This is a genomic window from Pseudarthrobacter sp. BRE9 (assembly GCF_031844305.1).
Taxonomy (GTDB): Bacteria; Actinomycetota; Actinomycetes; order Actinomycetales; family Micrococcaceae; genus Arthrobacter.
Genome location: NZ_JAUZUY010000006.1, coordinates 246835 through 258524 on the forward strand (window position 1 = coordinate 246835; position 11690 = coordinate 258524).

Genomic DNA, 11690 nt, shown 5'->3' on the forward strand with positions numbered 1-11690 from the left:
GAGGCCTGGCGTGTCAGGGCTCGAAGTGGACAGCGCCGGAGGGCATCAGGGCTTGGCGGATGCTGGTGAGGTGGCCCGGCATCAGGTCGGGAAGTTCGTCCAGCCTGAACCAGCCAACGGCCAGCGATTCGTCGTCGTTGACCCGTGCCTCGCCGGAAATGTAGCGGCACAGGAACACCACATCCAGGAATTCGCAGACATCACCGTTGGGGTAGGTGACCGGGCCAACTGCGCCTACCGAGACCACCCGCTCGGCCTCCGCAATGACGGCAGTTTCCTCGAAGATCTCACGGACCAGGCCCCGGGCAGGCTGCTCCCCCGGGTCCAGCATGCCGCTGATTAGCGCCCATTGCCGGTTGTCGGCCCTCTGCGCCAGCAGGATCCTGCCGGCGGCATCGACCACCACGCCCCGGACGCCGGGAACCCAGAGGGGGTCGTTGCCGATCTTCTTGCGCAGCTTCAGGACGTATTCGGGTGCAGGCATACTGTCAGCCTATCGAACCGCCCGCCAACAACCCGGCCACCCAACAATCGGTGCAGCTCAGGCCGGCAGGAGCATTGCCGCTGCGGCCCCGGCAAGCATGAACGGGCCGAACGGGATGGCTGACTTCAGGGTCCCCCGCCGCGCCGCCAGCAGGACCAGGGAATACAGCCCACCCAGCAGGAAGGCCAGGAACGTGCCCGCGAAGAGGTGCCCCCAGCTGAGGTAGCCAAGGTACATCCCGAGCACTCCTGCAAGCTTGACATCGCCGAACCCCATCCCGGGCGGGTAGACGAGCCGCAGGACAAAATAGAACAGCCACAGGATTGCCGCGCCGGCCACCACGCGGAGGGCGGGGATGGCCAGGATCCCGCCGGCATTCCCTGCGGCGGGGGTGGGACCGGCCCAGGCAACCGCGGCCGCCGCCAGGAGGAGGGCCCCGGCCACCGCATAGGACGGGAAAACGATCCTGTTGGGCAGGAGGTGGTGCCGGACGTCGATAATGGTGAGCCGGACCGCCATCACCGCAAAGTAGAGGCACGCCGCCAATACCAGCCAGAAGGCAAGCGGGGTGTGCTGCCAGAGTTCGCCGAGTCGTCCGATCACTCCTCGGATGCTACTGGATTCGCCATTCCGGCCGTAGCACCCGCGCGTAAAATGTGGATATGTCGACCTGGGACTCCCGGCGCCGGCCGGTTCCGGGCCCTCCTCCTGCCGTCCCCGTGGACCTGGCCGCGATGTTCCGTAATCTGTGCCGGTCTTCCCCCTGGAAGTGGCAGACGTTGCGTTTTGAGTACTGGGACCAGGCCTTTGTGTCAGCCCCCGCTCCCGGCTCACCCTTTGTCCGTGCCTGGCTGCGCCGTCCCGGTGCGCTCCGCCTTGAAAGCCCGGAAGGCCACGTCCTGCAAAGCACCACAGGGATCAACGACTCCCGCGACGGCATCTATGTCAGCGCCACCCGCAAGTCCTGGCTCCTTCCTCCGCACCTGGTCACGCCGGTGTTCGACGACGCCGGCCTGGTGCGCCGCCGGCCCGAAGCGGCGTACGGCGAACCCGGCTTCGGTAACGCACGCTTTTCAGCCGCACTGGACCCCGTGGAGCTCTCAGGCAGCGCCCCCGTGCCCATCGAGTTTCCGGGCAGCAACGCCCTGGACATCCACGAGACCCGTTTCGCCGAACACGAGGGCCGGTCCGTCCTGGAGGCGCTTGTGGTGCCCAACTCCGCCTACCGGCCGGGTGATCCTGCCGCTCCCCTTTGCCTCCCCGGACGTTCCCTCCTTCGCGTGGACATGGGCAGCGGAGTCTGTGTGTCCAGTAAATCGTTGGAGCAGGAAACGGAGGGATACGGCCACTGGATCCGGATCCTCGCGGTGGACGAGTACATGCTCGATGACCTGTTCCTGGCCGAGTCCATGAATCTCACCGACGTCCGCCGGCACATCAGCTGGGAGATCCCCGCCAAAGCGTGACCAGCCCGCAAGGCAGCGATCGGCTAGGCTTCGCGGATGACTACCCTGGGCTCCATCTGGCCGCTGTTCGACCTCACGCTGACCACGCCGCGGCTGGAGCTGCGCCCCATCGCTGACCAGGACATCCCCGCGGCCGTGGCGGCGGCCAGGTGCGGAATTCACGACGCCGGCCGGAATCCGTTCAGCAATCCCTGGACGGAACTGCCGGACGAAGAGTTGGGCCCCAACAATGCCCGCTGGTACTGGCGTTGCCGCGCTGAATGCAGGCCTGAAAGCTGGACACTGCTCCTCGGAATCTGGCACGAAGGCCGGTTCGTCGGCTGCCAGGACGTCGGGGCCCAGGACTTCGCGGCTCTCAGGACAGTCACCACCGGATCCTGGCTCAAGCAGTCCGTCCAGGGCCGCGGCCTGGGCAAGGAGATGCGTGCCGCCGTCGTCCTGTGGGCCTTTGACTGGCTGGGCGCAGAAGTTGCCGAATCCGAGGCCGCCATCTGGAACAGCGCCTCCCTGGGAGTCTCCCACTCCCTGGGCTACGAACTCAACGGCACCACCCGCAAAGCCTGGGGCCCCAAAGTCGAAACACTCCAGCACGTCCGCCTCACCCCGCAAACGTTCAATCGCCCCGAGTGGACGCTTCAGGTAGAAGGCCACGAAGCGGCGGCAAAGTTCCTCAAGGCGGGCTGAGTCGGCGCATGCAGCAAGAACGCGAGCCTGCGCGGCGCTTCATCCCACTGTGAGCGCAATATCCGCGAAGGAATAGGCAAGGTTCTCGGCCGGCTCCCCTTCGACAGTGTCGGATGGAAGAAGCGCTTTCAAAAAAAGGGGGAAATTGGCATGGCCGAAAGTCATTACGGCAGGGGCAAGACATGGTGAGGCGGCTTCACTCGCTCACTTGCCTGCGGTTTTTCGCAGCTGCCACGGTGGCCCTCATGCACGGGTTCGGCGGCTACAAGCTCCCTGTCGTTGACCTCGGCTTCATAGGTGTGAGCTTCTTCTTCGTCCTGTCTGGCTTCGTGCTGGCCTGGGCAGACACAACGGACAAGGGCACAGGCGTGTTCCTGCGGAACCGTTTCGCCAAACTGTTCCCCCTCAGCGCTGCAACACTGGCGGTCGCGGCAATCGTGCCCGTGGCGCCGAATTCAAGCTCGATGGCGTTCCTGCACAGCCTCACGTTTGCACAGGCCTGGTGGCCGGCCTCGGCGCCGTCGTTCAATCCAGTGGCATGGTCCCTCTCGGCCGAGGCTTTTTTCTATTTACTGCTGCCCACACTTGTTAAAGTGATGCGCCGGTTCAGCGTCCGCGAACTGGTTGGTACCGTGGTGTTTTTCGCGACTCTACAGCCCCTGATGGGGTTGATCTGCCAGATCACCGTAGGCATGGAGGCGGGTACGCTGGCCCACTTCCTTACGTACAACTTTCCCCCTTACCGCGTCCCGGAGTTTGTCATCGGGATCGCGCTAGCCTTCCTGCTGAGGGCCGGATTCACTCCGGCCAAAAGTACCCAGCTCGCCGCTGCTGCCATTACGACAGCCGGAGTCACGCTTTCGCTCCTCGCCGACCTCTTTCACATAGCCCTATGGTGGGCGATCGACGCGTTCATGCTGCCCGGCATCGTCGTCTTGATCTGGACATCGGCCAGGCGCGAGCTTGCCGGCCGCAGCCGCTTCCTGACCAATGCCCGACTGGTCAGGCTTGGGGACCGCTCCTTCTCCTTCTACATGGTGCACTACCTTGTCCTGGGATACATCGGGCTCCTGGTAGGTCAGAAGCCACAGGCACTCCCCTGGTGGCTCGTGCCACCATCCCTCATCACGGCCGCCGTCCTTGCTGGACTCACCTACCGGTTCATCGAGAAACCCTGCGAGCGTGCTCTCCGGGATCTGCTGTCCAGCACGCCGTTCCGCTCCCCCGCCGCACGGACGGTGAACGAGGGGCCGGCACAGATAACGGACTCCGGACTATCGCGTGCGGTCTCCTGATTTATCCGGTTCAGCGAGCGGCTCCCTCACCCGATCGCCCACACATCTAATGCTGACCGTCCTCAGCCTGTGCAGGCCCCAAGGCTCCAAGGAAAGGAAGCCCTCAACAGTGGAGCGGGCCGACGGGGTTCGACCGACAGGGCCGGGGCCAAAGTTGGTCGAGTTCAGTGGAATGGTTTTAGCTCTAGCTCTGGCCTCGCTGGCGGTTGCGCACCTTGACGGCACGGACCGCTCGTGGATCCTTTACTACGACTCCGATTCGGTGCTCCCGGCGCTCGTCCGTGGGTCGCTGCTGGCCGGTCAGCCTCAAAACTGGGCTCTATCCGCCGTGCTTTTCATCCCGGAAATGGCACTATATCTAGTGGTTGCCGCACTGGGACTGGGGATCAAAGGTACTTTCGCGCTTAATGGCGTCGTTAACCTCCTGATCCTTTTCGCCGTACTCAGATTCCTCAGCGGGTTCGCCCACGGCGGCCTGTCCCGTACCCGCCGGGTCAGCGGGGCAGTGGTTGCCTTCGCCACCCTAGTGTTCTTGATTCTTCTGGAAGACTCCCCCCGCCAGGACACCTTCGAGCTTGCCTCACTGCTGGCCACCACCACGTACTACAGCATGACGGTACTTGCGTCGGTCCTGACGGTGGGCATTGTGGCGCGGCTTTCCCCCTCAGGAGAATGGACACGATGGCGTTCGCTGAAGGTAGCGCTGGTGGCGACAAGCGCCTTGTCGACTGTAACCAACCCCTTATATATTGCATGGGCAGTACTGCCGCTAATGCTGCTACTCATCCTCCTCGCCCGGCAGAACGTCGTCGGCTGGCACCTGATCGTGCGGGTCGGCGGTCTCCTTTTGCTGAGCAGTGGAGCCGGGTTGGTAGCGAGGATTCCCTTGGCACACCTCGTGAGCAAGGACGGGCCTGCTTACGCGCAGCCCGGGATGGCCGGGTGGGCTGCCGCCTATTACCCTCAGCTGGTCGCCCATCGTACGTCGACGGCAGGAGGAGCGGCGGCGCTGACGCTCATCGTTTGTCTGGTTCTCGTCTCCGTGGTCGTATTCGGCAAGTGTCTTGGCGTAGGGGATTCGAGGGCCGCGATCGTATCCGGTATGGGTTGGATGGCACCCGTCGCCGTCATAATCGGGATGATTTGCGTTGGGGCATTCGGAGCCAGGTATCTCCAGCCGCTGTTCTTTGCTCCGGTCTGCACTGTGGTTTTTGCGCCACGGCTCGTGCCCACCGGCCTGGCCTTTACCCGCAGCCTCAAGAGCCCCGCCGTGGAGAAGCTTCTGGCGGGCGCGATAGGAGCGGGTCTGGCCGTCTCGGCCGGATCAATGGGAAGTCTTAGCAACTCGGCTGGCGTCGTCGATTCCGGCATCCAGTGCGTGGTTGAGTGGATCAACGCAACTCATGGCACTGGCGCCGGAAACTTCTGGACTATCCGTGGTCCCAAGGCTTACCTCAGTGAGCCGAGCCGCCTGGTGCAAGTGGACAAAAATTTCCAGGCGTACCCTTGGCTCACGGATCGTGCCGATTATTCAAGCGCGATGGTCTCTTTCGTAATCAGCGACGCCGCACACCCGCCTCCCACCATGCCTTCCGCCGCTGCTGCTCTGCCATCAGGCACCATCCATTGCGGGCGCTACACCATAACTGACTTCGGAGCCGACGTGATCCCCATAGGGCCGCCCGCTGCCCTGCAAAAGTAGGCCCGGGGCCGCGACCCGAACCTGCAAAAAGGGCCGTGGCCCGGCGAACCCGGCCACGGCCCCTTGCTTAGGTGTGGTTAGCCTTCGAGGAGTTCAGTTACCAGTGCTGCGATCGGCGAACGTTCTGAGCGGGTCAGGGTGACGTGGCCGAAGAGGGGGTGTCCTTTCAGGGTTTCGACGACGGCGGCGATGCCGTCGTGGCGTCCGACGCGCAGGTTGTCCCGCTGGGCGACGTCGTGGGTGAGCACGATCTTGGAGTTCTGGCCCATGCGGCTCATGACCGTGAGAAGGACGTTCTTTTCGAGGGACTGGGCCTCGTCCACGATTACGAAGGCGTCGTGGAGGGAGCGCCCGCGGATGTGCGTGAGGGGCATGACCTCGAGCATGCCGCGGTCCATGACCTCCTCCACCACTTCCTGGCTGACCAGGGCCCCGAGGGTGTCGAACACGGCCTGCGCCCATGGGTTCATTTTCTCTGACTCCGAACCGGGAAGGTAGCCAAGTTCCTGTCCGCCCACCGCGTAGAGCGGACGGAACACGATCACCTTGCGGTGCTCCCGGCGTTCCAGCACTGCCTCAAGGCCGGCGCACAGGGCAAGGGCCGACTTGCCGGTGCCGGCGCGGCCTCCAATGGAGACGATGCCTACGGCGGGATCCATCAGCATGTCGATGGCCAGCCGCTGCTCGGCGGACCGGCCGTGGAGGCCGAATACGTCGCGGTCGCCCTTGACCAGGCGCACGTGCTTGTCGGGGCCAACGCGCCCCAGTGCGGAGCCGCGGTTGGAGAGCAGGACAAGCCCGGTGTTGACGGGCAGTTCGGCGGCCGCCGGAATGTAGACGGGTTCGTGGCCGTACAGGGTGGCGATGTCCTGTTCATCGGCTTCGATTTCGGCAACGCCCGTCCACCCGGAGTCCTTGACCAGTTCGTTGCGGTACTCGTCAGCGGTGAGTCCCATGGCGGAGGCTTTGACGCGCATGGGCAGATCCTTGGACACGACGGTGACGTTGCGTCCCTCATTGGCCAGGTTCTTGGCGACGGCGAGGATGCGGCTGTCGTTGTCCCCGCTGCGGAAGCCCAGCGGCAGCACTTCGGAGGAGATGTGGTTGAGTTCCACCATCAGGGTTCCGCCCTCGTCGCCGATGGGAAGGGGCCTGTTCAGGCCGCCGTGCTTGACCCGGAGGTCGTCCAGGAGCCGCAGGGCCTTCCGCGCGAAGTAACCGAGTTCGGGGTCGTGCCGCTTGGCTTCCAGTTCGGTGATGACCACAACGGGAACCACTACCTCATGCTCAGCGAACCGCAGGAGTGCGCGCGGATCGGAAAGGAGGACGGAGGTGTCGATGACGAAGGTGTGGATGTCGGCTTCCCTTCCGGAAACAGCAAAACCGGCCGCAGCATCAGTTGCTGCGCCGGTTTCAGAGGTGGCTCGCTCGGCGCGAGAGGTAGCTTTTCCGCCCTGTCCAAACAGGACCCCGGGCAGTTGTTCAGAAGTAGCCACATCGACTCCAGCCCCGGGCGCCAGCCCGGAATTGTTAGTGGTGAGGCGGCTCGGCCAAGAGGCCGGGTCCGGCCTCCCATACAACCGGTGCGATGTTTCGCTCCATGTACTGGCCTCCCCGATCAGCCGGCGGTTTTGCCTGCTGATGGATATAACGTAAATCCACCCGGGGTAATTTCCGCAACCATTACACGGCGATTTCCCTTGCAGGTGTATGAACTCGTTATGAAGCGGGGGCTTCAGGTGCCAAAGCGCCGCTGGCGGCCGGCGTAGTCCCTCAATGCGCGGAGGAAATCCACCTTCCGGAAGGCGGGCCACAGGGCCTCGCAAAAGTAGAACTCGCTGTAGGCGCTCTGCCACATGAGGAAACCGGAGAGGCGCTGCTCCCCCGACGTCCTGATCACCAGGTCCGGATCCGGCTGGCCCCGGGTGTACAGGAAGCGTGAGATGTCATCAACACAGAGGTCATCGGCAAGCCTGGAGATGTCCATGCCCTTGGCGACGGCGTCGTGGAGGAGCTCCCGGACGGCATCGACGATTTCCCGGCGGCCCCCGTACCCCACCGCCACGTTGACGTGGATTTTTTCCCGGACGGGGGTCCGTGAGGTGAGCTTGTTGAGGCGTTCGGCCAGGTAATCCGGCAGCAGTTCAGGTGCGCCCATGGCATGGACAGAGATGTTGGCGTCTTCGTCCAGCCGGTCCAGGGTGTTGGCGATGATGCCCATCAGGAGGTCCAGTTCCTCGCTGGAGCGGTTCATGTTGTCCGTGGACAGCATATAGAGGGTCACTACTTTGACCCCCAGTTCCTGGCACCAGCCGAGGAATTCGTGGATTTTGTCCGCCCCGGCCTGATGGCCCTGGCTGGTGGGTGCGTTGAACTGCTTGGCCCAGCGCCGGTTACCGTCCACCATGACGCCAATGTGCCGGGGAATCCGGTCGCGCGGAAGGTCCTTGAGGAGCCGGCGTTCGTAATAGCCATAGAGGAACCCGGGCAACTCCACGCGTCCACTCACCTGACTTTCCTGCCGTACGTACATCCACATCCTAGGCTACCGCCCGGGGCAGGGTAGGAGGGGCAGCACCGCAACACGGTCACATCCAGAATGTTACCGAGCGGTAACCTACCGGCCCGTAAGTTATTCTGGGTGCCATGAACAGCGATTCTTCGCGCGCCCGGGAGCCTCAGCCGGAGGACCCGAACGCCGGCGCGGAACCCGGACCCAGCGCGATGGACGACGCCGCTGTCCGCATGGCCGAACTACTGATGATCAAGCCGAAATGGCGCGGCTGGATCCACACCGTCACGGCCCCGCTCGCCCTTGCTGCCGGCATCCTCCTGGTTGTCCTCGCGCCGACGACAGACCGCAGGATTACGTCCGCCATCTACGCGGCCACCGGCGTTTTGCTGTTCGGCGTCAGCGCCGTCTACCATCGCGGCAACTGGTCCCCGCGCGTCAAGCTGGTCCTGAAGCGGATGGACCACACCAACATCATGCTGGTTATCGCTGGCACCTACACACCCCTGGCCTGGACGCTCCTGGAACGCCAGCAGGCGGTGGTGCTCCTGTGGGTGATCTGGGCCGGAGCGATCCTTGGCGTGCTGTTCCGGCTGCTGTGGACTGACGCGCCCCGCTGGCTCTACGTGCCCATCTACATCGCCCTTGGCTGCGGTGCACTGTTCTACCTGCCGCAGTTCTTCCAGGCCAGCCCCTCTTCAGCCGTCCTGATCTGCGTCGGCGGCGTCCTGTACATCACGGGCGCTGTTTTCTACGCGCTGAAGAAGCCGAACTTCAGCTATTACCACTTCGGTTTCCACGAACTGTTCCACGCATTCACCGTGTTCGCCTTCGCGGCGCACTTCGTGGCGATCGCCATGGCGGTCCTGGCCTGAAGTTGCTTTACCGCCGGGCCGTCATGCCCCCCGGGCAAACCTACTCGCGCGGCCGCGGGTGTCCGTTGGCAGGACCGTTTCCGTTGGAGTCGGCCACTCCCGGGTGCGTGCCGCCGTAGAGCCCGTCCTGGGCGTCCGCGGCCTCCACGTCGGCGGCGGCCGCGGCCGCCAGGCGCTCTTCTTCCACCTGGGCCCGGTAGCGCACCCGGCGAATCCGCCGCACCATGTCCATAATGAGCAGGGCCGTGGCGACGACGAAGAAAGCCGTCATGATGAACCCCAGCAGGCCCGGCGTTACCTGGTCCTCGGAAATCCCCTCCCGCAGCGTCGGAGTGGGCAGCGGGGACGGCGTGGTGGCGAGGCTGAGGAGCAGAGAATGCACGGTTGATACCTTCTGGTGGAACGGATGCAGCAGGAAGTGGACGGGCCCCGGCCGTCGCCGCGCCTGTCTTCTACGCAAGATAGAAAAGAGCCTGCCTGTCTATCTTAGCCCGGCGAACAGGTCCTTCTCGGGGAGTTCGGAGGGCACCCTGGAATGGATCAGCGAATAGTCCTCCCATGGCCAAACCCGGCGCTGCATCTCGGGTGAAACGGCGAAGAAGAACCCCAATGGGTCCACCTGTGTCCGGTGCGCGCGCAGTGCGTCGTCGCGCACTTCAAAGAAGTCTCCGCAGTCAATCTGGGTGGTGGTGGGGTGCGCGGCCGGCGGCGGCGTATGTCCCTCGGCATCGGACTCCAGCCATGCGGCCAGGCGCTCGGCATAGGGCGACTGCAGCCCCGCCTCTTCCAGTGCAAAGTGCAATGCCCGGAACCGCTCGGGACTGAACGCACGGTCGTAGTAGAGCTTGCCCGGCTCCCACGGCTCCCCCGCCTCCGGATAGCGTTCGGGATCGCCGGCAGCTTCGAATGCCTCCACGGCCACCCTGTGGGCCATGATGTGGTCCGGGTGGGGGTAGCCGCCGTTCTCGTCATAGCTGAGGATGACGTGCGGCCTAAAGGAACGCACCAGCCGTACCAGGGGCGCCGCGGCCTGGTGCAGGGGCAGGGTGGCGAAGGACCCGGCCGGGAGGGGCGGGAGCGGATCGCCTTCGGGAAGGCCTGAGTCAACGAAGCCAAGCCACCGCTGGCGGATGCCGAGGATGGCAGCGGCCCGCTGCATCTCGAGCCTCCGCGCACCGGCCATATCCCGCTTGGGGTGGGGCTCGCCCTCCACAGCCGGATTCTGGATATCGCCGCGGGACCCGTCCGTGCAGGTGGCCACCAGGACGTCCACGCCGGCAGCCGCATACATGGCCATGGTCGCAGCGCCCTTGCTGGATTCGTCATCCGGGTGGGCGTGGACTGCGAGCAGCCGAAGCGGCACCTGGGAGTTGCTGGACGCTGTCATGGAGGGGACGGCTCCTTATTCTTCTTGTGCGGCTTGGGGCTGCTTGTGGATGGTGTCGCGGGTGCACTCCCTCGCCGGCAGCTGCAGCCACCGCAAAGCGCCGGCGGAAAGGGAACTAAACTGGTCTGGTGACTTCCCCGGACCAGCCGGCCCACCCCGCGCCCGCAGACACTAGCCTAGCCAATCGGTATGGTGCTAAAAAGCGCCGGCTCTCCCCCAAGGCCGCCCGGGCTGCTATCGGCCTGGCGCTTGCTGCGGGAATCGGCTTCCTGGCCTGGGTGACCACGTCGAATTCGCTCTCCGGAGTGACGTTCAAGGACGTCGGTTACAGCACCACCGATGCCACACTCGCGGAGGTGGACTTCCAGGTGACGCGGGAGCCGGGCAAGCCCGTCAAATGCGCAGTGAAGGCACTGGATTCCAAGTTCGCAGTGGTGGGCTGGAAAGTGGTGGACATCCCGCCTTCGGCGGCGGATGGAACGGCCGACGGCGGCAGGACCTTAGCGCAGCGCGTCACGTTGCGCACGGAGTCGGAGTCCGTGTCGGGTGTAGTGGACAGCTGCTGGATCCCCGGCGGGACATCCTAGGCGATGTGATGTGCGACGCTTCCATGTTGGGTTATCTCCAGAGGATTGACTACAATGGGGAGATACCTTTACCCCGCTGAGCTGGTTACTGTTCCACAAGTGGCCACCGTGGCGGGGTCTTTTGCATGTAGGACCACTAGAGGAGAAGTCCGTGTCTACCACCAACAGCGCATCTGCAGCCTGGCTCACCCAGGAAGCTTTTGACCGCCTGAAGGCAGAGCTGGACCACCTTTCCGGCGCAGGCCGGGCGGAGATCGTCCAGAAGATTGAAGCAGCGCGGCAAGAGGGGGACCTCAAGGAAAACGGGGGCTACCACGCAGCCAAGGAGGAGCAGGGCAAGATTGAAGCCCGCATCCGCCAACTGACGGTACTGCTCCGGGACGCCCACGTGGGTGCAGCGCCTGCCGATGACGGCATCGTTGAGCCCGGCATGATCGTGGTGGCCAGGATCGCCGGCGACGAGGAAACCTTCCTGCTGGGTTCACGCGAAATCGCGGGTGACTCAGACCTGGATGTCTTCAGCGAAAAGTCGCCGCTGGGCGCCGCCATCCTGGGCCACAAGGAGGGCGAGACCCTCAGCTACGTGGCGCCGAACGGCAAGGACATCAAGGTGGAGATCCTCTCCGCCAAGCCCTACGCCGCCTAGCTCCGAAGCCACCTTCGCAGCGTCCGGCTCCGTAGTGCCGGCTCCACCGCAG

13 protein-coding genes are annotated in these 11690 nt (G+C 64.4%); 7 read left to right on the forward strand and 6 right to left on the reverse strand.

Annotated features, from left to right (window positions below; all coding sequences use genetic code 11):
* Nucleotides 1-13 precede the first annotated feature (13 nt).
* A complete protein-coding gene (locus Q9R31_RS13405; RefSeq protein WP_311263214.1) occupies nt 14-484 on the reverse strand; it encodes an NUDIX domain-containing protein in 471 nt (156 codons plus the stop codon).
* 57 nt (nt 485-541) lie between these two features.
* A complete protein-coding gene (locus Q9R31_RS13410) occupies nt 542-1087 on the reverse strand; it encodes an A24 family peptidase (RefSeq protein ID WP_311263215.1) in 546 nt (181 codons plus the stop codon).
* Nucleotides 1088-1146: 59 nt separating this feature from the next.
* On the opposite strand from Q9R31_RS13410, the gene Q9R31_RS13415 reads away from it, so the two are divergent.
* The 4 genes from Q9R31_RS13415 (at nt 1147) to Q9R31_RS13430 (ending at nt 5631) form a co-directional block, all read left to right on the forward strand.
* The gene (locus Q9R31_RS13415) at nt 1147-1950 is read left to right on the forward strand and encodes a hypothetical protein (RefSeq protein ID WP_311263216.1); all 804 of its coding nucleotides are present in this window, start codon (nt 1147-1149) and stop codon (nt 1948-1950) included.
* A 36-nt stretch (nt 1951-1986) separates the two neighbouring features.
* Complete coding sequence (locus Q9R31_RS13420) at nt 1987-2634, forward strand: GNAT family protein (protein ID WP_311263217.1); 648 nt, start codon at nt 1987-1989, stop codon at nt 2632-2634.
* Between the two features lie 113 nt (nt 2635-2747).
* On the forward strand, nt 2748-3929 hold the full coding sequence (locus Q9R31_RS13425) for an acyltransferase (protein ID WP_311263218.1): 1182 nt from the start codon (nt 2748-2750) through the stop codon (nt 3927-3929).
* A 172-nt stretch (nt 3930-4101) separates the two neighbouring features.
* On the forward strand, nt 4102-5631 hold the full coding sequence (locus Q9R31_RS13430) for a hypothetical protein (RefSeq protein ID WP_311263219.1): 1530 nt from the start codon (nt 4102-4104) through the stop codon (nt 5629-5631).
* A gap of 77 nt (nt 5632-5708) precedes the next feature.
* Here Q9R31_RS13430 and Q9R31_RS13435 read toward each other — a convergent pair whose 3' ends face one another.
* On the reverse strand, nt 5709-7127 hold the full coding sequence (locus Q9R31_RS13435; protein WP_311263220.1) for a PhoH family protein: 1419 nt from the start codon (nt 7125-7127) through the stop codon (nt 5709-5711).
* A gap of 239 nt (nt 7128-7366) precedes the next feature.
* Nucleotides 7367-8128: an isoprenyl transferase gene (locus Q9R31_RS13440; protein ID WP_311263236.1), complete on the reverse strand. Its 762-nt coding sequence runs from the start codon at nt 8126-8128 to the stop codon at nt 7367-7369.
* Nucleotides 8129-8376: 248 nt separating this feature from the next.
* On the opposite strand from Q9R31_RS13440, the gene Q9R31_RS13445 reads away from it, so the two are divergent.
* Entirely contained in the window at nt 8377-9018 is a 642-nt protein-coding gene (locus Q9R31_RS13445; protein WP_311263237.1) for a hemolysin III family protein, read from the forward strand.
* Between the two features lie 40 nt (nt 9019-9058).
* Here Q9R31_RS13445 and Q9R31_RS13450 read toward each other — a convergent pair whose 3' ends face one another.
* Entirely contained in the window at nt 9059-9400 is a 342-nt protein-coding gene (locus Q9R31_RS13450; protein ID WP_311263221.1) for a hypothetical protein, read from the reverse strand.
* Between the two features lie 99 nt (nt 9401-9499).
* On the reverse strand, nt 9500-10405 hold the full coding sequence (gene mca, locus Q9R31_RS13455; protein WP_311263222.1) for a mycothiol conjugate amidase Mca: 906 nt from the start codon (nt 10403-10405) through the stop codon (nt 9500-9502).
* Between the two features lie 128 nt (nt 10406-10533).
* Between mca and Q9R31_RS13460 the strand changes: the two genes are divergently transcribed.
* Both Q9R31_RS13460 and greA read left to right on the forward strand, forming a co-directional pair.
* On the forward strand, nt 10534-10992 hold the full coding sequence (locus Q9R31_RS13460) for a DUF4307 domain-containing protein (protein ID WP_311263223.1): 459 nt from the start codon (nt 10534-10536) through the stop codon (nt 10990-10992).
* A gap of 151 nt (nt 10993-11143) precedes the next feature.
* On the forward strand, nt 11144-11638 hold the full coding sequence (gene greA / locus Q9R31_RS13465; RefSeq protein ID WP_311263224.1) for a transcription elongation factor GreA: 495 nt from the start codon (nt 11144-11146) through the stop codon (nt 11636-11638).
* Nucleotides 11639-11690 lie beyond the last annotated feature (52 nt).

Coding starts and splice junctions, on each gene's coding strand:
- Q9R31_RS13405 (WP_311263214.1), bottom strand. CDS start 484: ATGCCTGCACCCGAATACGTCCTGAAGCTGCGCAAGAAGATCGGCAAC.
- Q9R31_RS13415 (WP_311263216.1), top strand. CDS start 1,147: ATGTCGACCTGGGACTCCCGGCGCCGGCCGGTTCCGGGCCCTCCTCCT.
- Q9R31_RS13420 (WP_311263217.1), top strand. CDS start 1,987: ATGACTACCCTGGGCTCCATCTGGCCGCTGTTCGACCTCACGCTGACC.
- Q9R31_RS13425 (WP_311263218.1), top strand. CDS start 2,748: ATGGAAGAAGCGCTTTCAAAAAAAGGGGGAAATTGGCATGGCCGAAAG.
- Q9R31_RS13430 (WP_311263219.1), top strand. CDS start 4,102: ATGGTTTTAGCTCTAGCTCTGGCCTCGCTGGCGGTTGCGCACCTTGAC.
- Q9R31_RS13445 (WP_311263237.1), top strand. CDS start 8,377: ATGGCCGAACTACTGATGATCAAGCCGAAATGGCGCGGCTGGATCCAC.
- mca (WP_311263222.1), bottom strand. CDS start 10,405: ATGACAGCGTCCAGCAACTCCCAGGTGCCGCTTCGGCTGCTCGCAGTC.